This is a genomic window from Gordonibacter faecis (assembly GCF_030077735.1).
Classification (GTDB): Bacteria; Actinomycetota; Coriobacteriia; order Coriobacteriales; family Eggerthellaceae; genus Gordonibacter; species Gordonibacter faecis.
In genome coordinates, this window is sequence record NZ_JASJEU010000013.1 from 61089 (window position 1) to 86188 (window position 25100).

Below are 25100 nucleotides of genomic sequence, written 5' to 3' on the forward strand. Positions count from 1 at the left end.
TTCGGCTCGTGCGGCGACGCGAAGCTAGTCCCTTTAGGGAAACTCGCTTGGTGGGCACCGCCGCACCACCTCCTTCACACGATGTCCGTTGTTGAGGGGGAGCGCGCTCTGGCGCGCGGCTCCGTGGGACTCTTGGTTGAGGATGTTGCTGCGGCTTTGACTGGGATGGTGGTCAGGCGCGCGCCTCGCTCGGGAGTATTCAACCTGTGCGAGGGAGGGCTGCTGTACGTCTCGCTCGGGTGGGCAGCGCTACGGGCTTTTCTTCCTTTGATATGTTGCCTCCTATGTTGTATTTACCTTTCCTCACACCAAGAACTCGTTCGAGGGCCTTTCGTCTCGCACGGCCAGTAGGCACTTGGCAGCTATGATTGATCTGGGACTTTTGCGTAAAGTCGAACGAGGTCCTGCGACGCGCTATGAGCCTTGTCTCTAACTTATCTCGCCATTTTTGCCATCAAGATGACGAGATGGGTGATAATGCTTATATATCTCGCCACTTATCGTGCCATAGTGGCGAGATATATGGCGAGAAGGTGCGCAAGTGATTTTGAAGAAGCTAAAAAACGGAGCGCGTGACAGCAAGCGATATACTTAACGAGTTCTTTTGTTGGAAGGTTGTCTACATGATGAGCAAGGTTTATATCTCAGACGGCGAAACGGCTCCCTCTTCGCAGATTGGGGCTTCTTTGGAGGCTTTAGCTTCTACTATTGCTGCTCGGCGTGGGGCGGGGGAGGGGAGTTATACCTATCGGTTGCTCACTGACTCGCCTGATGTGGTGTTGAAGAAGGTTATGGAAGAGTCTGGCGAGGTGGCGCTGGCGGCTAAGGATGTGGAGTCGTGGGCGACCTCGTCGCTTGCTTCGGCGCTTGCGTTTGAGGTGGGCAGGGGCAACGACGCCGACGAAGGTTCGCTGAATGTGGAGTTGCCGGCAGAGTATTTCGAAGCGGTGGATCATCTACGCTATGAGGCTGCTGATGTGGTATATCACTTGCTGGTGGTGCTTGAGCGCTACGGCATTTCGCTCGACGAATTCGCCGCTGAACTCAACACGAGAATGACCGAGGAAGAACGCCCCACAGGTGGCGTTCGACTGTATGATGAGTACGTTAAAAGGGGTAAATAATGGCGCGTTTGTTTGGAACCGATGGCGTGCGAGGTGTGGCGAACACGCAGTTGACGTGCGATTTGGCGTTTAAGCTGGGGCAGGCGGCCGTGGCGTTTCAGGGGCGGACGATCCTGGTGGGCAAGGATACGCGCCTGTCGGGCGACATGCTGGAGTCGGCCGTGGCGGCGGGCATCATGTCCATGGGCGGCACGGCGCTGCTTGCGGGCATCATTCCCACGCCAGCCATTGCGCTGCTCGTGCGCGAGCTTGCCTGTGACGGCGGTATTGTTATCTCGGCGTCGCACAATCCGCCGGAGTACAACGGCATCAAGCTGTTCGACGCGCAGGGCTTCAAGCTACCCGATGCAGTGGAGGACGAGATTGAGGCCTTCGTCGCGGCTGGTGGAGCGTCTGGCGACGATCTGCCGGCGGGGGATGCTGTAGGTGTGGCGCTGCCGGTGGAAGACGCGAGCGAACTCTACATCGCGCATGCCGTGGCCACTGTGGCCGACGAAGGCATCGACTTCACGGGCCTAAAGGTGGCGCTTGACGTGGGTCATGGGGCCTCGTGTCTCACAAGCCCGGAGGCGCTGCGTCGCTTGGGCGCCGACGTCACGGTTATCAACGAGGAATTCGACGGTACTGACATCAACGTGCAGTGCGGCTCCACGCACCTTGAACCGCTGCGTCAGCAGGTGGCGGAGATTGGCGCTGACGTGGGTATTGCGCACGACGGCGACGCCGATCGCGTCATGCTGGTGGATGCCGCAGGCAACGAGATTGACGGCGACGTGGTGGAAGCCGTGTGCGCCATCGACCTCAAAGAGCGCGGCCTTCTGACCGGCAATACCGCCGTGTCCACGGTCATGTGCAACCTGGGGCTCACGCACGCCATGCGCGATGCGGGTATCGACCTCATCCAGACGAAGGTGGGCGACCGCTACGTGCTGGAGGCCATGCGCGAGGGTGGATTCATCGTAGGTGGCGAACAGTCCGGCCACATGATCTTCCTGGAGCACAACTCCACCGGAGATGGCCTAGTCACCGCGTTGCAGTTCTTGGCCGCGTGCAAGCGCGCCGGCAAGTCGGTTCAGGAGGCCACGTTGGTTATGACGCGCTTTCCGCAAACGCTCATCAACGTGAAGGTGGCCGACAAGCACGCCCTCGAAGGTAACGCCGCCGTGGCCGAAGCCGTGGCAACTGCCGAGGCTGAGTTGGGCGAAAATGGCCGCGTGCTCATCCGCCCGAGCGGCACCGAGCCCGTCGTGCGCGTCATGGTAGAAGCCGCCAGCGCCGACGAAGCCAACCGCCACGCCACCGCCATAGCCAAGGTCGTCGAACGCGAGGTGTAGCTTCTCCCCGTACGCGAAAAGTCTGACGCGCTATGCGCTGCCAAACACTCCAAAAGCCCTCGTCATCCCACCTATGATGACGAGGGCTTTACATATGCAATAAACCTAACTGCACTCTCGCGCTCAAAAGTGTGACGCGCTTCGCGCTACTGATGACGCCAGGATGTTATGTCCTCCCTACCACCATGACGAGGGCATGTTCTCCCATGGTTAACGTGCTTGTTTGGTAACCTGCGTAGGGATGCTCTCCAGAGCATCCGCTCCGTCGTAGGCGGAGAACTCCTGTTGACCTGCGCTTTCGCTCAAAAGGTCACGCGCAACCCCTCCCTCATTCATGCACATTCACCAGCGAATACAACTGTACGCGGTTGTTTACGCGCATCTTTTTGTACGCGTTGTAGATGTGCTTCTTCAGCGTGCCCATGGAGATGCACAGTGTGTCGGCTATCTCGCGGTCGTCAACATCTGAGGCTATCATCAGCACAATTTCGCGCTCGCGGCCGGTCAGGCCGAAGCCGTCAATCGCCTTTTCCTGTTGGGCGGTTCGCAGCGAGCGTTGCGGGTCTTCCAAAGCCAGCAGCGTTCCCAGTTTCAGGGCAATGTGCGGCGCCAGCGTCGTTTGAATGAACACATCCTTCGAGCTAAACTCTCCGGCTTCCTTCGAGTTGAACAGCGAAATGTTCCCCACCATGCGCGCGTTGTGTACCAGGTAGGATCGCAGCGCGTAGTGGATGCCCTGCTTCGCGTAAATCTCGCGATAGAGCCTGGTCTGAACCCGGTACTCCTCGGGCAAGAGGTCGCCGTCCCGGAACGTTTCCGTCTGGCATGGAATGTTGGTGCCGGTGAAGATGGGGTCTGAGTTGTAATCGCCGTTCAGGAATTCGTCGAAGAACAGCGCTTCCATGCCTACCGCGTAGGGGCGCCCGTAGTGTGGAATGGTTCCGCCGCTCTCTTCCGCCACAAAGATGGTGCCTTGCGTACAGGGAATCAGCAGGCACAGGCACTCCAGCGCTTCCTTTTCCAGCAGCTCAACGCTTTCGACGGAATTGATGCGCAACACCGCATCCAGCATGAAACGCCAGTCCCGCTCGAACACCTTTTCCTCCATGGATGCCCCTCCCTTTGTGCGCGGAAATCCAAGCGCGCCAGCGCGTCTTGGCCGTGTCCGGCAGGGCTTCCCCATGTCCCCGCACCCTTCACCGGACCTCGCACCTACCGCTTGCGCGGTATACCCCGAAGATGCGCCCGGTGTCTGGCTGTGTGGTGCGCTTAGCATACGCTTTCAGGTTGTCCCACGTCAAACGCGCCCATGCGGGAGAACGCCCCGCGCGCCGCCTTGCGCACGCGCCCAGCGCGCCCCAACCACGCCTCAACACGTCTTCCCTAAAAACGGTAGGCAACGCGCATATAAATGCACCCAACGCTCCATTGTTTTCGGTAGTTCACTCTCTCTAGACTAGCGGCAAGGTGTTACCCAACACGGGAGCCCAACACGGGACCGAGAGCAAAGGAGCATCCACCATGGTAAAGATCGCAACCGTTTGCATGGCCGCCGACCCGCGGGATAAGGTGGTGAACCGCAACAACATGATTGCCTACATTGAGAAGGCCGCCGAGCAGGGCGTCGACCTCATCGTGTTCCCGGAATCGATTCTTACCGGCGTAGGCACGGTGGGCATGCAGCAGTTCAATAGCGAAGACAAGCTGGCTATTCAGAAGATGGCGGAACTGGTGCCTGAGGGCGAGTCCACGCAAATCTTTGTTGAGTTGGCGAAGAAGTACGACATGTACATTTGCTGGGGTATGGCCGAGCGCAACCCGGAACGCTTCGATGCCACACACAACGTGTCGGTGCTGGTGGGCCCCGAAGGCTACCTGGGTAAATACCGCAAGGTGCACCTACCTCTGTGCGAGCGCTTGTATCACTATCCCGGCTTCGGCGACTATCCGGTGTTCGACACGCGCATCGGCAAAATTGGCTTGGAAATTTGCTACGACAAGTGCTTCCCCGAGGTGTCGCGCACGCTGGCGCTGAAGGGCGCGCAGATCATCCTTGGTCCCATCTGCTGGCCGAATATGACCGGCTCGTTGGATGACCCCGATCACCTGGTGCATGTCACGTTCAGTCATGCGCGCGCCATGGAGAACATGATCTTCTACGTCGATGCTAACCACTGCGGCCCGCACATGGGTGGGCACAGCCAAATTGTTGGCCCGAATCCGGGACAGCTGCTGGCCACGACGGGCTTCGACGAGGGTATGGCCGTGGCTGAGGTGGACATTGAGGGGGAGATGAATCGAGCGCGCATTTTCTCGATGGGTGGCTCTGACTTGCTGCGCGACCGTAAGGCGGGCACGTACGGCGAAGTGACGAAGTTCAACGAGTTTAACCCCGTATGGGGCGGCCGGGTCGGCGAAGAGTAAGGACGCACGCGCGGTAGGGGCGTGGTGCGAACGCGGATGGTGAAGGCGCAGGCCCTCTCGCCACGGCAGGATGTCGGAGGTGCGGGAGGGATTGCGAAGGGAAAGCGAGGTTGTGATGGCGTGGACGGCAAGCGGAACGGCGAAGGTGATTGGGTCCCTCGCGGCGTTTTTCGCGGGAGCGTCGTTCGGATTGGGAGGCGCGGCCAGCCAGATTGTGGGGGCGCAGGGCTTCTCCATCATGCACATCACCGCCATTCAGTACGTGTGCGCGGCGGTGATTCTGGGCGTGTTGGTGCTGGTGAAGTACCGCCCGCATATGAACGCGAAGGAAGTGGCCAGCCTGTGCGGCGTCGGTGCGCTGAGCGTGCTTTCCAACCTATCGTATTACCTGGCCATTGACCTGTTGAGCGTGGGCCAGGCGGTGGCTATCCAGTTCCAGTACGTGTGGATTGTGGTGGCCATTCAAAGCGTTGTGGAGCGGAAGCGGCCGAGCGCGTGGATTATTGCCGCTACCGTGCTGGTGCTGTTTGGCACGCTGTTTGGAAGCGGGCTGGTGGATGAGGTGATGACGGGCGCGGGGTCGCTGTCCTTCGACCCGCTGGGCATTGTGTTTGCGGTGCTGTGCGCGTGCTGCTATGCCGGGTTCATTTACCTGAACGGCCGCGTGGCGACGGAGCACCAGCCGGTGACGCGCACGTTTTTCATGATGGTGGCGGGTTCGGTGATTATGGCGTTTGTGGCGCCGGACTTTTATACTGGCGGGTGCGATGTGGTGGGGCTGCTGCCGGGCGGCATCGTGATGGGTCTGGTTATGGGTGTGATTCCGTGCGTAGGCCTGGCGATGGCGACGAAGCGTCTGCCGGGAGGCATCGTGGCCATTTTGTCGGCCTCCGAGCTACCGGTGGCCGTGCTGGCAGGCTGTCTACTCCTGGGCGAGCAAGCGACACCGCTGACGATTTTCGGCGTAGTAGTGATTTGCGTGAGCATAGTACTGTCCCAAATGGAGGAACTAAAAGCCACACGAGCAGGAGCAGTCGGGGATGCGAGCGGGGGAGCGCTAGCCGATGCAGCAACGTCCCCAAAAGCGTGACACCTTGCCGCGGGAAAAAGTGTGACGCACAAGCCACCGTCTGCGCCCCTAAAAGCGTGACGCACAAGCCACCGACTGCGCCCCTAAAAGTGTGACGCGCTTCGCGCTACTGAATACGCCAAGAGATGACCGCTTTCCCTACCACTACAACGAGGGCTCTTTCATATACGATAAATCTAACTAAAAAGGTAACCTTCGTAGGGGTGCTTCATGAAACTCCCTCTCCGCCGAAGGTGGAGAATCCGAGCATGATCTGCATTTTCGCGCTTCGAGCGAATGGCGCTCTGGAGAACGCCGCTACGGAGATTATCTCTACTGTCAATCAATGCCTACAGGCCAGTCTGCCCGCGTCATAAAGTTGGGGTAGGTGGTGGGACATTGGCTTATTAGACACCGCGTAAGCGCGTCACTCTAGTGGAGCCATGTAGGCTGGGGGGGGGGGTGGGGTGGGTTCTTGGCGCTTCTGAACACTGTCTTCTTCGCGCCCGAAGGGCGCATGCTAAAGCATGTAGGAGCGCAGTGCACGAAAATGTCCTTCCGCGCGATGCGTGAAAGGACATTTGAGCAGCGGAGCGGCGCGCCAAGAACCCTCCCAAACCCCCCAGCCGGACAGGTTGAATCCTCTCATCAATTTTTCTCGCCTATCAGTGGCTTTAGTCTAGTATATGATCATGTCTAGTATTATACTGAGGCGCAGAACGAGAAAAAGGAGGGCTTTATGAGCATATCGCGTCGTTCATTTTGTGCACTTTCTGGGGTTGCGGCGGCCACGGCTTGTTTGGGGCTGGTGGGGTGCGGCGACGGAAAGGCACCTCAGGCTGAACCAGCCAACCAGGATAACCAAACTGCGCCAGATGCCATCGCCGCAGACTTCCGTGAGCAAGGCAAAGGCCAGCACTTGGTGGTTGGCCGTCGCGGCAAGCTGTTCAAGATTGCACCGTCCGTCATTGCCGACAAGCTGGGCTACTTCGCGGAAGAGGGGTGCGATGTCGAGTTCCAGCAGGTAGAACTCGCGGAAGCGTTCGCCTCGCTGGCTACGGGCAACCTGGATGTCATGCTGATGGGCGTGGTGCAAACCTGCGAGTACATCGCAAAGGGCACGCCGATGTACATGTTTGGCGGCACGGTGCTCAACGGCACGGAGATTCTTGCCACGGACGCTTTCGACACGCCGCTCAACGCGCCCGAAGATTTCAAGGGCCTGCGCATTGGTTTCCAGCGGTCGGAAACGGGTCAGATCCACTTCCGCGCGTGGCTCAAGCAAGCGGGCCTCGACATTGAAGGCGGCGACGTCACGTTCATTCCGCTTGACAATGAGCAGGCAAACGTGGAGGCCACGCTCAAGGGCGAGGTTGACTTGTGCCTGGTCAACAACGCGTTCGGCTATATCAACAGCGAGCGCGGCATCAAGGTGGTGGGCGCGGTGCCCAACTTCACGGGCGATTACCCCTGCTGCCGCCAGAATGCCTCCGAGAAGGCGTACAAGCAAAAGTTCCGCTCGCTTGTGGATTTCGAAATTGCTATTCTGCGCGGTTACCAGGTGTTCAAGAACGATCCGGATACGGCAATTCCCCTGATGGTGGAATACTCCGAACAGAGCGAGGATTACGTGCGCGCCGCCCTGTACGGCTCCGACACCTACGAGGCGGTCATGAACCTGTCGCCCGACCCGTGCCGCAACGCGGTCATCGATTTCTACGAGTCGCTGAAAACGGTGGGCACCATCGACACGGCCGCTCCGCCCGTGGACGACTTCGTGGTCACCGACGTGTACCGCGCGGCGCTCGACACGCTGATGGAGCGCGAACCCAACGAACAGGTTTGGAAAGACCTCGACGCACTCTACCGCCAGAACGACGAATAGGTATCATAGGGAATGCCCGCCAGATGCGGGCATTCCTGCAAGTTGGCGAGAGGGCGAGGTGGCATGGGGGCGATACGCATCGAGTACGTCTCGTTTTCGTACGACGATGCCCTGGGGGCGCGACCTGCGGAAACGGCGGAGCTCACTCTGGACGATATCAGCTTGGAAATTCCCGACGGGCAGTTTTTGTGCCTGATTGGGCATTCCGGCAGCGGCAAAACCACGCTGTTGCGGCTGCTTGCGGGCCTGAACCGGCCGCGCGAGGGGCGCATTCTCATCGATGGTGTGCCTGTGAAGGGGCCGGGACTCGATCGCGCGGTGGTGTTTCAGAACTACGCGCTGTTCCCCTGGATGACCGCGCGCGGAAACGTGGAGTTCGGCATTCAGCAGGCGAACAAGGAGTTCGGGCGCGGTTTGTCGAAAGCGCAGGTGAAAGAGCTTGCTACGGAGTATCTTCAGCGGGTGGACATGCTGGAGGCCGCAACAAAGTACCCGTATCAGCTGTCGGGCGGCATGCGCCAGCGCGTGGCCATTGCCCGAGCGCTGGCCATCGACGCCGACATTTTGCTGTTCGACGAGCCCTTCGGCGCGCTGGACGTGAAGACGCGCTGCTCGCTGCAAAAGCTTATCGACCGCTTGTGGCGCTCCGGCGAGCACCGCAAAACGGTGGTGTTTGTGACCCACGACATTGACGAGGCCATTCTGCTGTCCGACCGCGTGGTGTTCATGCGGCGCGGCGAGCTGGTGGCCGACCGCAGGGTGGACGTGGCGCGTCCGCGCTCGTCGGCCATACTGGTGAACGATGAGCGGGCCCGCACGCTCAAGGAGGAACTGACGGAACTCTTCTACCTGGATGGCCCCGAGGAAGAGCCGCCCGCCGAGCTGGATGCGCTGCCGCGCGGGGAAGTGGTGCTGCCATGAAGGGCCTCGTGAACAAGCAGTTTGTTGCCGCCCACGCGTTGCTTGCGGTGCTGGTGCTGGTTGTGGTGGCCCTGCCCAACCAGAAAATGGTGGACGTCACCTATTACCCGCTGCTGGTGGCCCTGGCCGTGATGGAAGTGCTGTATTTGGTGGTGTTGCTGAACAAGCGCCGCCGTGGCATTCGCACGAAGGGGCCCACTGACATCATTATGCTGGTATGGGCGCTCATGTTGGCGTGGGAGCTGGCCTCCACGAAGTTTGCGCTCACGCCGAACGTTTTGGTGCCCACGCCCGAAGAGGTGTTTAACGTCTTCGCCACCAGCTACAATACGCTGCTGGCGAACGTGGTGTCCTCCACCACGTTGTTGCTGGCGGGGTACTTCGCGGGCATGGCGCTGGGTGTGGTGTTGGGTATTGTGTGCGGCTGGATTCCCCGGCTGCGCGAGATGTTCTTCCCCATCGCGAACGTGATGGCGCCCATTCCGCCTACGGTGTTCGCGCCGTATTTGGTGGTGCTCATGCCCACGTTTCGTGCGGCGTCGGTGTGCATCATTTTGCTGGGCGTGTTCTGGCCGCAGTTTCTCAACATGGTGTTGCGCGTGTCGTCGCTCGACCCGCAGTTGCTGGACAACGCCCGCGCGCTCGGCGTGCGGAACCTTACCATGATCACGCGCATTATCTTCCCGTATGTGCTGCCGGGCGTGCTGCAAAGCCTGCGCGTGTCGCTGACCACGGCGTTTCTCATGCTGACGTTTGCCGAGATGATAGGCGCGACGGCGGGCATCGGTTTCTATATTACAAACTCGAACATTTACGCCAACTACGCGGCGGTGATCGCGGGCATCATTGTGTGCGGCATCGTGGTGACCATCCTGAGCATGCTGACGGCCTGGATACAACGCCGCTTCACCACCTGGCGGTAGGGAAGCGTTCGGCTGCGGGTTGCGAGGTGTGGGTACGCGGGCGCAGGCTCCGGGTTGCTGCGCGGGAGCTCGCACCCTGCGGGTTACTGCGCGGAATAGGCCGGGTAGAACTGCGACGGGCCCTCGTGCACCTTCCAGTCGGTGTCAAAGTAGATCTCGCGTACCTGGTCAACCGACAGGCCTCGCGTGGTTTCGGTTTCCGTGTCGCGGGGCGACGTGCCGCGTTCGGCCCACATGATGTTGGCACCGGCCTGGCCGCACAGCTGGCTGGGTTCGTGCGTGCAGTTGCCCCGGATGTTCGGGCCCGTGGCAAGTGCCGTTGCTCCGGCATAGGTGGCCAAGCGCCCGTAGCTGATGTTGCCGAACTCTTCGAACAGCGTGCCGGGTACGGTGTTGCGTCGCATGGCGCCGCTGAAGCCCACCTCGAAGTCGCGCGCCAACAGGATGAGATCGGCGATCTCTTCGGGCGTGTGTTCAGGGCCGATGGGGTCAATGCAGTTGCCCAGTACCAGGCCCGCGCTCTTGGCGGCTTCCATGGTTTTGAGGCGGGTTTCCACCTTGCAGCGCGTGTGCACGCCCTCGCCGAGGCGCACCACGTGGTACACGCCCGCGATACCGATGCGCACCAGTTCACGCGCGTAATCTTCGTCGAAGTCGGGCACGTTTGCGATCAGCGGCACGTTCGTCTTGAGCGCGGCGCGCACGGCCTGCGCCGTTTCGAGGAACGTTTCTTCGCCGTAGTGCACGGTGGTTACCAGGTAAAGCGCGTTCGCGCCAGCCGCCTCAATGGCGAGCGCCTCTTCGATAACCTTTTCCAGCGGAATAACTTCATGGGTGCGGAAGATCTTGTTCGACGCTGCGAACGAGCAGAACTTGCAGTCGTTCGGGCACGGCGCCGCATCAAGGCCAATGTGCGCGTGAATTTCAGCCTCGCCGCCGCAGAGCTGCGAGGTAAACGCGCGTCCGGCCTGCTGAATGGCAAAGGCCTCGGGCGAGAGGTTTTTCACCGATAAAAGGGTCATGATCTCCTGCTTGTTCAGCAAGTTGCCGTCGAGTGCCTTGTTGATGATGTGGATGATTTCGGTATCCATATGCTTCGCGTCCCCTCGCTTGTGTTTGCGGGCGGCGCTCTCCGGTGGGGGAGGTGCCGCTAACAGCCGTTGTTCTTTGCCACTACTAGACGATATCCATTATAGCGCTCTTCGGGTGTCCACGAAGGCGTTATGCCGGGTTGTGTGACATCTTGGCTGACATGTGGCAACAAGGTATCCACGCTCATTGCGGGAGCGCTGCCGAAATGAGATCGTGTCTCTCGCGGTGAGGAGCACGGCCACGAAGGCCCGGCCGGTCGACCGCCTTGTCATCGGACCGCGCTCCCGCCGCACCACATCGTCATGATAGCCAAGGTTGTTCCCATTGTGGTGTTCATCCTGTTCGCGATAGTGTTGTTCAACATGGGCGTGTCTACGGCCGACTTCTGGGGCCAGGTGGCGAACAACGCGGCGGCCCTGGCGGGCGCGGGTGCGAATGCAGTTGAGATCGGCGGCGTGGGCGAGCAGATAGTGAATCCAGCCAATGAAAGTCGTTTTTATGACTTTTGTTACAACTCCTCAGCTTTCGCTTGCGAATATATCCCGTCCTGCGCGGGCGCTGTCTAGCGGACGAACTTGCTCAGTACGCGCACGAGCAGGCTGGGCTTGTGTGGCTGGGGCCGCGTGGCCACGGTGGCGCGCGCCAAGGTGGTGGTCGGTTGCGGGCGCATCGGGGCGGAGGGGCGGCTGGGCGTGGAAGTCGGTGCGGGCTGCGTCCCCTCCACGCTCGCACCCTGTGGGGCTGCCGCCGTTGTCGTAGGCACCGCCACCGCGCTCGGCACGGCCGCCTCCGCCGTAGCAACGGCCATCTGAGCAGCGGTTTCGCTTGCCTTCGCCGCTGCTACCGCCACGGCAGCCTGTGCCCTGATCTCCTGAGCAGCCCGTTCGCTTGCATCCATCTCGTTGGTGGCCAGCAGCTGTTCCTCGCGGCGACGGTTCGCTGAGCGTGCCGCCTCTTCCTCGGCGGCCACCAGACGGCGCTCCTGGGCCCGCCGGATGAAGAACTCCTGCGAGTCGAACAGTATGGTGTCGCCCGCGTCGTCCTTTTCTGCAAACATGCCAAGTGGCGTGTAGCTCTTGTCGGGCAAGAGTTCACGCAGTTTTGCCGTGTCGCTCAGGCTCACGTCCAGGTAACCGAGAATCTGTTCGCGCAGGTCATCATTTAGAACGGGCCAGGCTATCTCGATGCGCTTGTCCATGTTGCGCGTCATGAGGTCGGCGCTCGACAGGTACAGCTTCATGCTGTCGCGCGGCCCGAACCCGTAAATGCGGCTGTGCTCCAGCAGCCGGCCGACGATGGACACCACGCGCACGTTTTCGGTCCAGCCTGGCAGCCCTGGCACAATGCACGAGATGCCGCGCACAAATAGCGTCACGGGCACGCCGGCCTGCGACGCTTCTACAATCTTTTCGATGACATCCTTGTCGGTGACGGAGTTCGTTTTGAAGAACAGCCCGCACGGCTCGCCGGCGCGTGCGTGCGCAATCTGCGTGTCGATGCCCGCCAGAATCATGGGCTTGATCTGCAGCGGAGCCACCCACATGATGTCGTAGTTGTCCGAGGTGTTCTCCAACCCCATGTTGCGGAAGAATTCCACGGCGTCGCGCCCAAAGGTGGCATCGGTGGTGATGAACGACAGGTCGGTGTAGAGTTTCGCCGTCTTCTCGTTGTAGTTGCCGGTGCCCAGCTGCGTGATGTGTTGCAGCCCGTGTTCGGTTTGGCGTGTGATGCAGCAGATTTTCGAGTGTACCTTGAAGTCGCGGAAGCCGTAAATTACCTTGCATCCGGCCTGTTCAAAACGCTGCGACCACTCGATGTTGTTGCTTTCGTCGAAGCGGGCTCGCAACTCGAACAGCGCCGTGACTTCCTTGCCGTTTTCAGCTGCAGCGATGAGGGCCTCGGCAAGGTGTGACTGGCTGGCCAGGCGATACAGCGTAATCTTGATGGAGATGACGCTGGGGTCGTTCGCCGCTTCGCGCAGCAGTTGCACGAACGGATCCATGCTTTCGTAGGGGTAGGAGAGTAGCGTTTCGCGTTCCGTGACCTGCTCGATGACGGAGCGGTTGCGGTCGAGGCACGCTGGCCACTGCGGCGAGAACGGCGGGTTCGTGAGCGCCGCGCGGTCCTTTTCCGGCAGGCGCGATGCCAGCCCAAATGTGAAGCTCAAGTCGAGCGGCACCGCCGTGGCGTACATCTGGTGGGGTTTCAGGCTAAGGCGCGCGAGCAGCAGTTTCTCCAGCGTGGCCGATAGCGGGCGTTCGCTTTCCAGCCGCACGGGAGCCAGGCGCGAGCGCTTCTTCAGGATGCGCTTCATGTGCTCGCGGTAGTCCTCGTCGGCTTCGTCCGAGCCCTCGGTGGCGTCGAGGTCGGCGTTGCGCGTGACGCACACCACGTTCGTATGCTTCACGGCGTACATGCTGAAAATTTCGGCCGCCACCATTTCAATGGCGTGTTCCAGCAGGATAAACGGGAAGCCGGTGCCTGGCAGCTCAATCACGCGGTCGCACTGACGGGGCATCGGCACCAGGCCGAGCGTCACCCCTTCGGCGCCGAGGTTCTTCGCCTTCTTCGCTTCCTTGACGGCGGCTTTGTCTGGCTTATCAGCCTTTTCGGCCTTCGCGTCCTTGTCCGCCTTCGCCGGTTTCGCGTCCTTTTTCTTGGGGCCGAGGTCCTCGTTTAGGCGCACGACCACATACAAAGCGCCGTTTTCCAGGTGGGGGAAGGGGTGGCGCGAGTTGATGATCTGCGGCGAGAGGAACGGCATGACGTTGTCGTGCACGTAGGTTGACAGGAAGGCGCGCTGCTCGTCGTCCAGTTCGTCGGGGCGCAGGTGGCGCACGCCGCGCTCGCCCAGCAGGCGGCGCACTTCCTCGTAGGTGCGCTCCTGGATGGGGTAGAGCTCGCGGCAGCGCGCGTAGATGGCGTCGAGCTGTTCGGAGGGCGTCATGCCGGATTTCGAGTCCACGATGTGCTTCTTCACCAGGGACAAGTCGGTCAGGCTGCCCACGCGCACCATGAAGAATTCCTGTAAGTTGCTCCAGAAGATGGAGATGAAGTTCAGGCGCTCAAGCAGCGGCACCGTTTCGTCGGCGCCTTGGTCGAGCACGCGCTCGTTGAACGTGAGCCACGAAAGTTCGCGATTCTGCAGGTAGGGGGCTGCTTTGGTGGGCGCTTGCGCCGCAGGTGTTGGTGCAGCCTGCGTCGTCTCGGTGGCCATGGGTTCTGTCTGGGCGTTCATAGCTCCCCCTTCGTCCGGGTTCTTTCGCGCGTTGTGTGATTAACGCCTGCGTGCTGCCCTGTAGTGTGCGCCGCTGGCCGGTGGTAGTGCGGGCGGGCGGCGGGCGGTGGCCAGGGCGTGAACGCTTTGTTAGCCGAGCATGCGTTCCACCAGGTACCCTTCGCGCACGCCGTACTTGCATATATCCAGCCGTTCGGCACCGAGGTGCTCCATAAGGGTGGCGAGGATGAGACACCCCGGCACCAGCGTGTGGATGCGCTCGGCCGACGCTTTCAGCGCGCAGTGCGCGAACGGGTTGGGATCGGTGCGGCACCATTCCAGTATCGCACGAATTTCGGCCGCCGTCATGGATTTAGGCCGGGTGAGCATGCCTTCGGCCTGTGCGCGCATCTTTGCGGCGGCGCGCACGCTGCCGCCGATGCCGTAGAGCACGGGCGCGCGGTAGGCTTCGGGGTTGGGTAGCGCGGTTAGGAGGTCGCAGGCGGCTGTGGCGATGGCGTCCATTTCGTCCGGCGTGGGTAGGATGGCGCTCACGTGCGCGGCGTAAGCCGAAAGCGACCCCAAGGGAAGGCTTATGTTCTGGAATTCGTGGCCGTTGAGCGCCCGCGTGAGTTCGGTGGAGCCGCCGCCGATGTCCACGAGCGTGCCGTCTTTAAGCGTGCGGTCAAGCGAGGCGCCCACAAACCCCAGGTGCGCCTCGTCGCGCGCCGAGAGCAAGGTGAGGGGCAGCCCCGAGGCTTCCTCGATGGCGGCTACTACGTCGGTGCAGTTCGACGCGTTGCGCACCACCGCCGTGGCGAACACATCCACCCGCACGCAGTTAAAGTACCGCGCCCGCTTGGCGTGGCCCTTCAGCACGCTTGCCGCCCGCTGCACGCCCACTTCGGTAAACGTTCCATCAGGCGTTACGAACGCCGAGAGCCCCGCCATCACCTTGTCATTGATGAGGCTCTTGAAGTCCTTCCCGGTATAACAAGCGCGCCGATCATCCTTCACCTCATACACCACCAGGCGAATAGTATTCGACCCCAAATCAATAACACCATAATTAGGCATACCTACACCCTTCATCCGGTAGTTTCATTCTAAGCAAACCACCGAATTCCGCAAAGCGTTCCTACCTATCTGGTGTCAAGATTTTACGTTGCCGCTGTGAGTCATACTTATGGTGTCCCAAAAGGGGGATAGGTGTTTATACTGGGGTGGTGGCGGTTGGGTGCGGTGCGAGGAGGACCTTATGACGGTGAATCGGCAGAAGCTTAAGATGTTGTATCTCATGCAGATGCTTGTGGAGGAAACCGACTCTGAGCAGGGGCTCACGATGGGGGATATTCTTGAGCGGCTTGAGGAGCAGGGCATCTCTGCCGAGCGGAAATCCATCTATCGCGACATTGAGGCGCTGCGTGAATTCGGTCTTGACGTGCGCACCTATCAGCGCGCACCGGTAGAGTACGCCGTCGAGAACCGCGATTTTGCTTTCCCTGAGTTGGTGCTTTTGGTTGACGCGGTGCAAAGCTCGCGCTTTTTGACGCAGCGCAAGAGCGACGCGCTGGTGGCGGGCGTGAAGCAGCTGGCGTCGACGCGCCAGCGCGCGCTGCTCGACAAGCGCGTGCACGTGGAAGGCCGTATCAAGATGCAGAACGAGTCGGTGTTTTACAGCGTCGACCGCATCCAGGACGCGCTCGCGCGGAAGCGCAAAATCTCGTTCACTTACTTCAAATACGACGCGGCGAAGAACAAGGTGCCCCAGCATGACGGCAAGCGCTACGTCGAAACGCCGGTGCAGCTGGTGTACGCCGACGGGTATTACTACCTGGTGGCATTCAACGAAAAGCACGACGGGTTCGCCACGTACCGCGTCGATCGCATGGATCGCATTCGCGTGCTTGACGAGGCGGCGGTGCGCAACGAGCGCATTGCCACGTTTGACGCGCAGGAGTTGGAGGCGCGCGCGTTTGGCATGTACCGCGGGGAACAAGTTGCGGTAACGCTGCTGGTGAGCGACGAAGCCATGGGCGCGGTCATCGACCGGTTCGGCCGCGACGTGAAGTCGTCGCCGGCAGGCGAGGGGCAGGCGCACGTGTATGTCACTGTCATGAAGAGCCCGGCGTTTTTCGGTTGGCTTGTGCAGTTTGGCGACCGCGTACGCGTGGAAAAGCCGCAATCGCTTGCGGAGGAATACCGCGACTATCTGGCCGCCATTGTTGCGTCGTATCAAGGGGAGCCGCGTGCCTAGCCCGCACATGGTAGCTCCCAGGTAGCAGGGTTGCCCAAAGCGAGACGGCCACCATCGTCAAGCACGGCTTCTATGCCGGTGAGCAGGCTGTTCTCGTCCATGGTGAACACGAGATCGCTCACCGTGCGGCCGATGGCGTACGAACACGGACGGAAACTTTCCCACCGCAGCGACGGCCCGAACGCGGCCGCAGGCGAGTCGGTGTCTATGCTGCCGAAGAAGAGCGCAAGGTGTGGCGCACGCATGGTAAACACGGCGAGGTCGCACGTTTCAAGCCTGAGTATGGTGGGCGCTCCGGGAAGCCAGGCTCTCGCATCCATGTCCCAAAGCGTGAGCACGTCGGCCACGAAAGACCCCTTGAGGGTGCGTGCCTCGCGCGCATTCTCCGCAATCAGTTCGGCCGCGTCGTCGAACCACCGATGATACAACCGCGCAAACGCCGTAGCCGCATCAACACCCCACGTCATCGCGCATCCCTCACATACAGATCAACATAAGAATAGTAATAGGTAACAAACTGTCGCGCTGGTTCATACATGATGCCTCCCTTGGGTTTGTGGGTGTGGCGAGCATCATACGTAAAAGTTTCTTTGCGCCTGTCCCATCTGTGGGACGTGTGGAAGATTTTCCGCGTGTAGACTTTTCCTCACTTGAAAGCTTGGGGAAAGGTAAAGATATGAGTAAAAAGATAATCTGTCCTGTTCAACTCATTGTATTAGTAGGTAATGCACGTACTTATACGGTTGGTTAGGGGCAGACATGGATGCGAAAGATCGGTCATGTGGGCTTAATGCTCATGTGGAGTGTTATCGCTGTGGTGCTGTCGTTTCTCCGTCCGAGTTGCGTAAAGAGAAGCGACCGCATCGGTGCGCCGAGTGTGGTGCTCGACTTGATGAAGACGGTTTTGATGAGCAGGCCCGCAAGCTGTTGGTTCACAAAGAATACCTCAAAGCTCGCGCATCGCTGTGGGGGCTTTGTGCCGAAGCAGCAATAAGTCCACTCGTGAGCAAAGGGCCGTTATCGCGAGTACACTCTTTAGAGACATACTTGGTTTCACGCGCTCGGCATCGGCGCACATCCCTTTTGGCGAAGGTAGATCGTCTTGAAAAAGAGATACAGGCCCTCGCCTATTCGCGCTATTTCTCGGGGAAATGGTTTTTGGAAGGTAATGTGCCACTCCAACGAGGACAGAATCAAGGTATTACCCCCTTTTACACCTTGCAAAAGGGGTATGAACTTCGACCGCCAGCGAAGAATACGTGCGAAAGAGGGGTTATTGGCGAGTTTGAGGTGATTGAGCGGTTTCGCCGCGAAGCGATCTCCCCACAATCATTTCTGTTCGGATCCCGAATTTTGCATAACCTTTATGTTCCGTGTCTCAACATGGGTCAAGATGATTGTTTTCACGAAGCGGACATCATCGTGGTAACTACGCGGTGTTTGTTTGTGATTGAGGTCAAACACAAAAGAACAAAAGTAAACTGTACATTTCCAAAAACGACCAGAACATATGGAGCAGATGCTGTCGTTGGGAAGGTGGTTTCGGCGGCATTAAGGCAGGCTGACCAGAGCGCCGAAGCCCTCACGGCTTGGTGTAAAGAGTATCCTCCTGAGAACGTGTTGCGTATGGCAGTGTTCGTTAACCCAACTAAATTCACGACAAATGCTTCCTCGTTCAGAAATCGCCGATTTGTCGGGAGTTGTCCTTGCGATTGGAAGAAAACACTCACTGCAATGGAGCAGGAGTTTAGATTGCATGATGAGTGTCTCTCACCGGAAAAGGTTAACGTGCTAGCCGATAGCTTGCAGACTAAGCTCGGCTCAATGAGGGACGTGCGTATGGCGCTGACCGCCCGACGCGAGCGGGAAGGCGCTCGCCCTGTCTTTATCTGTCGAAAGTGCGGAACGCGGCTTGGATGGGATGACTTGCAAGGTGAGGAAGAGGCGGGTGCTTCCTGTATTTGTGGCGCGCCATTGAACGATGCTGCACTCGATGGGTTTGCCCGTCAGATCACCCAGGAGATCAAACATCTTGATCACATTGCTCAAGGGTGTGCGGCTAAAGTGGCTAAAGAGGAGTCGGCGCTCCTCCCCTCACTTCCCTGGCGCCGGCATGTGGAAGCTTTGAGGCGCCATGAGCAGGTGCGGCAGTTACGGAAAGAGGAACAGCATGCACGCGCAAACGCTGCTGAGCTTCAGTGCGGCCTTCGTAGGCTTGCTCAACTTCGCTATTACGGTAGTGCGTGGTTTGCTCGGACGGGTATTACACTGGAACGAGCGGAAGATGAGTACAAGTATCATATTACCCCCTTCTACGGGGAACGAGGAACCTTTCACCTCGACTATCAATGGGGTGATGTGCAGGCGGAAAGCATTGCGGCAGAGTTTCGGGTATTCGAGGTTCTGTGTCAGGCACTTGCTACATCTGGCTCGCCGCTTCGGGGGAGCGTGTTGCTTCCGAATCTGTACCTTCCCCGAGTAGAGCGGGGGTTTCCCGGTACGAACGTGCGAGAGCAGGTTGACTGCGTGCTGCTCACGCCGAGTTGCGCTTTCGTCATTGAGGTCATGCGGAGACCGGCTAACATTCTGGCTGATGCGTTAACACGGACGGTGCTTGCAGATGGTGGCGAAGGGAAGGGTTTGTCGGATGTGCGGTTGCTGGGGTATCCGCTTGTTGCTGTTGCCCGCCATGCCGCGCAGTTTACCCTGGTTGATACGCCATATTCGGTCAACTCCACACACGAGGTGCTTGTGTTTGTTGACCCGTGTTCATTCGAGACAACAGGAGCAGGCTTTGTGGGAAATCTGTACATTGGGTGTGTGCCCCAGGGTGAGCAAGCGCTGGTAGAGGCCCTTGAGAAACGCTCGCGCATGAAGAAGAGCGTTCTGTCTCACGATGCGCTGTTTGCGCTGGGGAAACGGCTTCTTGCGACGTATGGAACGGCTCAAGGTGTAGAGGTGGGTGAGCACGTTAAGAAGATCACCGACGGTGACAGCGGTTTGCGGCTGACGGCTTGAGGGTTGCGTTAGAATGGCGGGGAGAGAAGTCGTTTGGGGCGGAGGAGATGTTGGGCGAGCTATCAATGGCGCGGCGAGCGCGGGATGATGCGAAGGTGGCTGTGATGGCGGAGCGCTTTGCGCGGCGTGTTCGTGCGGTGCCGCCGGGTATGTGCCCGCTCGCGTTTGAACTGGCGCTTTTGCAGGTGGCGGCTGCGCAGACCTGCGGCAAGTGCGTGCCGTGTCGCGACGGATTGCCGCAGTTGGTGACGTTGCTTGAGCACGTGGTGGCCTGCGAAGCCGATGAGACGGACGTTGCCTGTATGCGTGCGCTTGCGGAAATGGTGCGCGACACGTCGGACTGCGCAATTGGATATGAGGCTGCCACCGCACTTCTCGACGGCTTAGAGACGTTCGCGGATGAACATGCAAGCCACGTGACTGAGGGCTGCTGCCAGGAAGGCGTCGGCCAAACCGTGCCCTGTGAGACGCTTTGCCCTGCTCATGTGGATGTGCCTGGCTATATTGCGTGCGTAGCGGCGGGTGATTATGCCGGCGCGGTGAACGTGGTGCGCAAGGACAACCCGTTCCCCACGGCCTGTGCGTTTGTGTGTGAGCACCCGTGCGAGGCGCGTTGTCGCCGCACGCTTATCGATGCGCCGGTGAACATTCGTGGTATCAAGCGCTACGCCGTTGATCAGGCTCCTGCCGACACGGTGGCTCCGCCGCCGCGTAATATGGATACGGCGCGCACGGTGGCTATCATCGGCGGCGGGCCGAGTGGTCTCACCTGCGCATACTTCCTTGCACTTATGGGGCATCGCGTGACGGTGTTTGAGGCGCGCGAGCAGCTGGGCGGCATGTTGCGCTATGGCATTCCCGCTTACCGCTTCCCGCGCGAGCGCCTTGACGAAGACGTGCGCGGCATCATGGAGGCCGGTACCATCACGGTGCGCTGCGGGGTGGAAATTGACGCGCGCGAATTGCGCGACATCGCTGACACCTTCCATGCTGTGTACGTGGCGGTGGGTGCGCAGGCGGGAAAGGCGCTGCGTATCCCGGGCGTGGAGGCCGCGGGGGTTATGTCGGCGGTGGAGCTTTTGGGTGCCATCGGCGACGGCGCATATCCCGACTTCACGGGCAAACGTGTGGTTGTGGTGGGCGGCGGCAACGTGGCCATGGATTGTGCGCGCACTGCCGTGCGTGCCGGGGCTGACGAAGTGTCGGTGGCGTATCGGCGTCGCCGCGAGGATATGACGGCCCTGCCTGCCGAAGTGGAGAGCGCGGTTGCCGAAGGTGTGGAGTTGATTACGCTTGAGGCGCCGGTGCGCATTGAGGTGGACGAAGAAGGGCACTGCGCGGCGCTGGTCACGCAGCCGCAGATGATAGGGGCTGTTCGTGGTGGCCGGCCTGCACCGGTGGCTGCCGACAAGCCTGAGCGACGTATTCCGGCGGATGCGGTGCTGATCGCGGTGGGGCAGGATGTTGGTGCCGGGCCATTCGAAGAATTCGGCATGAAGACTACCTGGGGCCGTTTCGACGCTGACCAGCATTTGCGCGCCGAGGGCTTTGAGCATGTGTTCGTGGGTGGTGACTGTCAGACGGGGCCGTCGACGGTCATTCGCGCTATCGCGGCGGGGAAAGTGGCTGCGCGCAATATTGATGAGTACTTGGGTTATCATCACAAACTGGCTTATGAGGTAGAGGTGCCCGAGGCGCAGCCGAATGATCGCACACCCAAGGGGCGTGTGGAACTGGGAGACCGCCCGGCACGCGAGCGCAGGCGGGATTTCAAGGACGTTGAGGTGGGCATGAGCCGTGAGGAAGTTGAACAGGAGTGTGGGCGCTGCCTGCGCTGCGACCACTTCGGCTGCGGCGTGCTTGAGGGAGGCAGGGAGCAGTATGCCTAACATTATGATAAACGGGGCGGCGCTTGAGGCTGCCGAAGGCGCAACCATTTTGGAAGCGGCGCGCGCGGAAGGCATCCGCATTCCGACGCTTTGTCATTTTGCGGGACGCGAGGCGGTGGCGTCGTGCCGCGTGTGCGTGGTGGAGGTAGAAGGCCTCGACCAGCCGGTGTCCGCGTGTGCGACGTGCGTGCGTGAGGGCATGGTGGTGACCACGGATACGCCGCGTGTTGTGGCGTACCGCAAGATGGCGCTTGAGTTGATTTTGGCTGATCACGGGCTTGATTCCACAAGCTACTGCTTCTCGTGCGTGAAGAATGGTGCCTGTGAGTTGCAGGACCTCTGCCGCGAATACGGTGTGACGGGCTCCCCCTTCGAGGTGACGCACAAGCGCGAACCGGTGCGCGACAGCAACCCCTTCCTTACCTACGACCCGAACCTGTGCATTCGCTGTCAGCGTTGCGTGGGTGCCTGCAACGAGGCCGCGCGCAATCACACGCTTGTTGCCGCGAAGCGCGGCGTGCGTACCACTATTGAGGCACCGTTCGGCGAGGACTGGCGCGCAACAACCTGCGAGAGCTGCGGAAATTGTGCGCAGGCGTGCCCGACCGGCGCGCTCACCGAGAAGCGTCGCACAGCGTATCGCTCGTGGGAAACGGAGCGCGTGCGTACGACGTGTCCGCACTGCGGCGTAGGCTGTCAGTTGGACTTAGTGGTGAAAAACGGTCGCATTGTAGATGCCGAAGCGGCCGACGGCCCATCGAACAACGGCCTACTCTGCGTGAAGGGACGTTCGGCCAGCTTCGATTTCGTCGATGCGCCTGATAGGTTGACGACGCCCCTTGTGCGCAACGCTGCCACAGGTGAGTTGGAGCCCGCTGGTTGGGATGAGGCACTCGATGTGGTGGCGCGCCGGTTCACGGAGCTGCGCGACGAGTACGGTGGAGAATCGCTTGCCGCCTTCGCCTGTTCACGTGCTACTAATGAGGACATTTACCTGTTCCAGAAGATGGCCCGAACGGCGCTTCAAACGAACAATGTAGACTGTTGCGCGCGTGTTTGACACGCCCCCACGGTCGCCGGTCTGGCGACCATGCTTGGGTCCGGCGCGATGACGAACTCCATCGAGGATGTCACCCGCCACGCGGACGTCATTATGCTGGTGGGGTCGAACCCCGAAGAAGCGCACCCGGTCATTGGCATGCAACTGCGTGCCGCGGTCGAACGCGGCTGCCGACTTATTGTGGTTGACCCGCGCGACATTGGGCTGGCGGCGCAGGCTGATATCCACTTGAAGTTGCGCCCGGGCACGAACGTTGCGTTCGCGAACGGCATGGTGAACTATCTCATTCAGAACGAACTGTACGATGAGGGCTTCGTGCGCGAGCGCACTGAGGGTTTCGAGATTCTGGCCGCCACGGTGCGCGACTGCACGCCGTCGTGGGTGGAGGACGTGTGCGGCATCGACCGGCGCGATCTCGTGCAGGCGGCGAAGATGTATGCCGCGGCCGACGCGGCTGCCATTGTGTACTGCCTCGGCGTGACCGAGCACTCCACCGGCACCGATGGCGTTATGGCGCTGTCGAACATTGCAATGATCACCGGCAATTTGGGTAAACCTGGCGGCGGCGTGAATCCGCTACGCGGCCAGAACAACGTGCAGGGCGCGTGTGACATGGGTGCGGGACCGGATGACCTTCCCGGCTACCAGAAGGTGGCCGACCCCGAGACGCTGCGTCGCTTCGAGAAGGCATGGGGTGCTGAGTTGCCGCGGGAGCGCGGGCTTAAGGCGACCGAGTGTTTCCCGGCCATGCAAGAGGGTCGTATCAAAGGCTTGTTCCTGTTCGGCGAAGACCCGGTGCGTACCGACCCGGACACGGGACACGTTATCCGTGCGCTTGAGGCGCTTGAGTTTCTGGTGGTGGACGACCTCTTCCTCACTGAGACGGCGAAGTATGCCGATGTGGTGTTGCCTGGGCGCAGCTATGCCGAGAAGGAGGGCACGTTCACAAACACTGAGCGGCGCGTGCAACGTGTGCGCAAGGCCGTGGATGGGCCGGCAGGCGCGCGCCTCGATACGGAGCTGTTCACCGAGGTCATGAACCGCATGGGGTATGCGCAGCCGCAGCTGAGCGCCGTCGAGGTTATGGAAGAGATTGCCGCGGTCACGCCTTCGTACGGCGGCGTGAGTCATGCGCGGCTCGACGGCGCGGAGGTTGCCGGTCGCGGCCTGCAGTGGCCGTGCCCGACCGAGAGTCATCCTGGCACGCCTATCTTGCACATGGGAGAGTTCGCCCTGGGCCTCGGCGCGTTCTCGACGCCCGAGTATCAGCCTTCGGCGGAGCTGCCCGATGCGGAGTATCCGCTCATGCTGACCACGGGCCGCATTCTCTACCAGTACAACGCGCGTGCGATGACTGGCCGCACCGAGGGGTTGGATGAAATAGCCAACCGTTCATTCATCGAGATCAACGCGCATGACGCGGAAGCGCTTGGCGTTGCCGACGGCGACCGCGTACGCGTCTCGTCGCGCCGCGGCTCCATTGAGTCCACCGCGCGTGTGTCCGACAAGACTAACCCCGGCGAAACCTGGATGCCCTTCCACTTCCAAGACGGCAACAGCAACTGGCTCACCAACCCCGCCCTCGACCGCGTATCGAAAGCCCCCGAATACAAAGTCTGCGCGGTGCGTGTGGAGAAGGCGGAAGGCTAGGGTAGCACTGCACTTCGTTTCCAACGCGTTTCAGCCCGATGGGGCTTTCTTGGAGTTGGGGGGCTTGCGTTGACGGGGCGGGTGATGTTCATGGATGATCGGTGCGACAGAAACTGATCGAGCGGTGAGGAGCGAGACATGGCGAAAACGCGCATCGGCATCTTGGGATATGGCAACTTGGGAAGGGGCGTGGAGCTGTCCTGTCGTCAAAACGACGACATGGAGTTGGTTGCGCTGTTCACGCGGCGCGATCCGGCGAGCGTGAAGCCGCTCACCGAAGGCGTGGCTGTGTACTCCGCCGACGACCTTGCTGCGCATCGGGATGACATTGACGTGCTCGTGATCTGCGGCGGCAGTGCGAATGACTTGCCCGAGCAGACGCCGGCCTGCGCGCGCCTGTTCAACGTCGTGGATTCCTTCGATACCCACGCGAACATCCCCACGCACTTCGCGAATGTTGACGCGGCGGCGCAGGAAGCGGGCACGGTAGCCGTTATTTCCGCCGGCTGGGATCCGGGCATGTTCTCGCTTGCGCGCCTGTATGCGACCAGCATCCTGCCCGAGGGTGCGGATTACACGTTCTGGGGTCGTGGCGTTTCCCAAGGTCACAGCGATGCCATTCGCCGCATCGAGGGTGTGGCGGACGCTCGTCAGTACACGGTGCCGGTGCCTGAAGCGCTTGAGGCTGTGCGTGCCGGCGAAATGCCCGAACTGACGACGCGCCAAAAGCACACACGCGAGTGCTTTGTTGTGGCCAAGGAGGGGGCGGACAAAGCCGCCATCGAGAAGGCCATCGTGGAGATGCCCAACTACTTCGCCGACTACGACACCACGGTCACGTTCATCACACAGGAGGAACTCGATCGTGATCATGCTGGCATCCCGCACGGCGGCTCGGTTATCCGCTCCGGCGCCACCGGCGCGAACGGCGAACACACTCACGTGATTGAGTATTCACTCAAGCTGGATTCAAACCCCGAGTTCACTGGCAGTGTGCTGGTAGCCTGCGCCCGCGCCGCGCACCGCCTGAGCCAGGAAGGCCAGAAGGGTTGCAAAACCCTCTTCGACATCCCGCCCGCCTACCTATCCGCCGCAAGCGCCGAAGACCTCCGCGCGCATCTGCTGTAAGCAAAACCACAATATATGTACGAAAAGATAGCCCTTGCTGAAACGCTCCAGCGAGGGTTATCTTTTATATAATTATTTCACTTATATAACGAGTTGCGTTACACAAGTA

18 protein-coding genes are annotated in these 25100 nt (G+C 60.5%); 13 read left to right on the forward strand and 5 right to left on the reverse strand.

Translation table 11 applies throughout. From position 1 onward, the window contains the following. The first annotated feature begins 623 nt into the window (after positions 1–623). Positions 624–1124 (forward strand): phosphoribosyl-ATP pyrophosphatase, encoded by a 501-nt coding sequence (locus QNJ86_RS06785; protein ID WP_283831850.1) that lies wholly within the window; start codon positions 624–626, stop codon positions 1122–1124. After that, the gene (gene glmM, locus QNJ86_RS06790) at positions 1124–2458 is read left to right on the forward strand and encodes a phosphoglucosamine mutase (RefSeq protein ID WP_283831851.1); all 1335 of its coding nucleotides are present in this window, start codon (positions 1124–1126) and stop codon (positions 2456–2458) included. The genes QNJ86_RS06785 and glmM overlap by 1 nt, the downstream gene beginning before the upstream one ends. Positions 2459–2786: 328 nt before the next feature. Here glmM and QNJ86_RS06795 read toward each other — a convergent pair whose 3' ends face one another. Then, positions 2787–3566 carry a helix-turn-helix transcriptional regulator gene (locus tag QNJ86_RS06795; protein ID WP_283831852.1) on the reverse strand — a complete coding sequence of 260 codons (780 nt, stop codon included), beginning with the start codon at positions 3564–3566 and terminating at the stop codon, positions 2787–2789. A 413-nt stretch (positions 3567–3979) separates the two neighbouring features. Between QNJ86_RS06795 and QNJ86_RS06800 the strand changes: the two genes are divergently transcribed. From QNJ86_RS06800 to QNJ86_RS06820, 5 genes are all read left to right on the forward strand, one after another. Then, on the forward strand, positions 3980–4882 hold the full coding sequence (locus tag QNJ86_RS06800) for a carbon-nitrogen hydrolase family protein (RefSeq protein ID WP_283831853.1): 903 nt from the start codon (positions 3980–3982) through the stop codon (positions 4880–4882). A gap of 115 nt (positions 4883–4997) precedes the next feature. Next, positions 4998–5972 carry an EamA family transporter gene (locus QNJ86_RS06805; protein ID WP_283832043.1) on the forward strand — a complete coding sequence of 325 codons (975 nt, stop codon included), beginning with the start codon at positions 4998–5000 and terminating at the stop codon, positions 5970–5972. A gap of 718 nt (positions 5973–6690) precedes the next feature. Continuing rightward, positions 6691–7836, forward strand: a complete 1146-nt coding sequence (locus QNJ86_RS06810; protein ID WP_283831854.1) for an ABC transporter substrate-binding protein — start codon at positions 6691–6693, stop codon at positions 7834–7836. 63 nt (positions 7837–7899) lie between these two features. Further along, positions 7900–8757: an ABC transporter ATP-binding protein gene (locus QNJ86_RS06815; protein WP_283831855.1), complete on the forward strand. Its 858-nt coding sequence runs from the start codon at positions 7900–7902 to the stop codon at positions 8755–8757. Positions 8758–8765: 8 nt separating this feature from the next. Further along, complete coding sequence (locus tag QNJ86_RS06820; RefSeq protein ID WP_283831856.1) at positions 8766–9680, forward strand: ABC transporter permease; 915 nt, start codon at positions 8766–8768, stop codon at positions 9678–9680. A gap of 83 nt (positions 9681–9763) precedes the next feature. On the opposite strand, the gene QNJ86_RS06825 is transcribed toward QNJ86_RS06820, so the two are convergent. Beyond that, complete coding sequence (locus QNJ86_RS06825; RefSeq protein WP_283831857.1) at positions 9764–10771, reverse strand: radical SAM protein; 1008 nt, start codon at positions 10769–10771, stop codon at positions 9764–9766. A 303-nt stretch (positions 10772–11074) separates the two neighbouring features. On the opposite strand from QNJ86_RS06825, the gene QNJ86_RS06830 reads away from it, so the two are divergent. Beyond that, positions 11075–11338, forward strand: coding sequence for a hypothetical protein (locus QNJ86_RS06830; protein WP_283831858.1), 264 nt, complete (start codon positions 11075–11077; stop codon positions 11336–11338). On the opposite strand, the gene ppk1 is transcribed toward QNJ86_RS06830, so the two are convergent. Next, on the reverse strand, positions 11335–14010 hold the full coding sequence (ppk1, locus tag QNJ86_RS06835; RefSeq protein ID WP_283831859.1) for a polyphosphate kinase 1: 2676 nt from the start codon (positions 14008–14010) through the stop codon (positions 11335–11337). The two genes, QNJ86_RS06830 and ppk1, sit on opposite strands and share 4 nt — an antisense overlap. 129 nt (positions 14011–14139) lie before the next feature. Beyond that, positions 14140–15066, reverse strand: a complete 927-nt coding sequence (locus tag QNJ86_RS06840) for a Ppx/GppA phosphatase family protein (protein ID WP_283831860.1) — start codon at positions 15064–15066, stop codon at positions 14140–14142. 181 nt (positions 15067–15247) lie between these two features. On the opposite strand from QNJ86_RS06840, the gene QNJ86_RS06845 reads away from it, so the two are divergent. Then, entirely contained in the window at positions 15248–16246 is a 999-nt protein-coding gene (locus QNJ86_RS06845) for a helix-turn-helix transcriptional regulator (RefSeq protein WP_283831861.1), read from the forward strand. Here the strand turns inward: QNJ86_RS06845 and QNJ86_RS06850 are convergent. Further along, on the reverse strand, positions 16243–16713 hold the full coding sequence (locus QNJ86_RS06850; RefSeq protein WP_283831862.1) for a hypothetical protein: 471 nt from the start codon (positions 16711–16713) through the stop codon (positions 16243–16245). The two genes, QNJ86_RS06845 and QNJ86_RS06850, sit on opposite strands and share 4 nt — an antisense overlap. A gap of 292 nt (positions 16714–17005) precedes the next feature. On the opposite strand from QNJ86_RS06850, the gene QNJ86_RS06855 reads away from it, so the two are divergent. From QNJ86_RS06855 to QNJ86_RS06870, 4 genes are all read left to right on the forward strand, one after another. Beyond that, complete coding sequence (locus QNJ86_RS06855) at positions 17006–19264, forward strand: nuclease-related domain-containing protein (RefSeq protein ID WP_283831863.1); 2259 nt, start codon at positions 17006–17008, stop codon at positions 19262–19264. 104 nt (positions 19265–19368) lie between these two features. Beyond that, positions 19369–21153 (forward strand): NAD(P)-binding protein, encoded by a 1785-nt coding sequence (locus tag QNJ86_RS06860; RefSeq protein WP_283831864.1) that lies wholly within the window; start codon positions 19369–19371, stop codon positions 21151–21153. Next, a complete protein-coding gene (gene fdhF, locus QNJ86_RS06865) occupies positions 21146–23863 on the forward strand; it encodes a formate dehydrogenase subunit alpha (protein ID WP_283831865.1) in 2718 nt (905 codons plus the stop codon). Before QNJ86_RS06860 ends, fdhF begins: the two co-directional genes overlap by 8 nt. 138 nt (positions 23864–24001) lie before the next feature. Then, positions 24002–24991, forward strand: coding sequence for a diaminopimelate dehydrogenase (locus tag QNJ86_RS06870; protein ID WP_283831866.1), 990 nt, complete (start codon positions 24002–24004; stop codon positions 24989–24991). Positions 24992–25100: the final 109 nt, after the last annotated feature.

Coding starts and splice junctions, on each gene's coding strand:
- QNJ86_RS06785 (WP_283831850.1), top strand. CDS start 624: ATGATGAGCAAGGTTTATATCTCAGACGGCGAAACGGCTCCCTCTTCG.
- glmM (WP_283831851.1), top strand. CDS start 1,124: ATGGCGCGTTTGTTTGGAACCGATGGCGTGCGAGGTGTGGCGAACACG.
- QNJ86_RS06795 (WP_283831852.1), bottom strand. CDS start 3,566: ATGGAGGAAAAGGTGTTCGAGCGGGACTGGCGTTTCATGCTGGATGCG.
- QNJ86_RS06800 (WP_283831853.1), top strand. CDS start 3,980: ATGGTAAAGATCGCAACCGTTTGCATGGCCGCCGACCCGCGGGATAAG.
- QNJ86_RS06805 (WP_283832043.1), top strand. CDS start 4,998: ATGGCGTGGACGGCAAGCGGAACGGCGAAGGTGATTGGGTCCCTCGCG.
- QNJ86_RS06810 (WP_283831854.1), top strand. CDS start 6,691: ATGAGCATATCGCGTCGTTCATTTTGTGCACTTTCTGGGGTTGCGGCG.
- QNJ86_RS06815 (WP_283831855.1), top strand. CDS start 7,900: ATGGGGGCGATACGCATCGAGTACGTCTCGTTTTCGTACGACGATGCC.
- QNJ86_RS06825 (WP_283831857.1), bottom strand. CDS start 10,771: ATGGATACCGAAATCATCCACATCATCAACAAGGCACTCGACGGCAAC.
- QNJ86_RS06830 (WP_283831858.1), top strand. CDS start 11,075: ATGATAGCCAAGGTTGTTCCCATTGTGGTGTTCATCCTGTTCGCGATA.
- ppk1 (WP_283831859.1), bottom strand. CDS start 14,010: ATGAACGCCCAGACAGAACCCATGGCCACCGAGACGACGCAGGCTGCA.
- QNJ86_RS06840 (WP_283831860.1), bottom strand. CDS start 15,066: ATGCCTAATTATGGTGTTATTGATTTGGGGTCGAATACTATTCGCCTG.
- QNJ86_RS06845 (WP_283831861.1), top strand. CDS start 15,248: ATGACGGTGAATCGGCAGAAGCTTAAGATGTTGTATCTCATGCAGATG.
- QNJ86_RS06850 (WP_283831862.1), bottom strand. CDS start 16,713: ATGACGTGGGGTGTTGATGCGGCTACGGCGTTTGCGCGGTTGTATCAT.
- QNJ86_RS06855 (WP_283831863.1), top strand. CDS start 17,006: ATGGATGCGAAAGATCGGTCATGTGGGCTTAATGCTCATGTGGAGTGT.
- QNJ86_RS06860 (WP_283831864.1), top strand. CDS start 19,369: ATGGCGGAGCGCTTTGCGCGGCGTGTTCGTGCGGTGCCGCCGGGTATG.
- QNJ86_RS06870 (WP_283831866.1), top strand. CDS start 24,002: ATGGCGAAAACGCGCATCGGCATCTTGGGATATGGCAACTTGGGAAGG.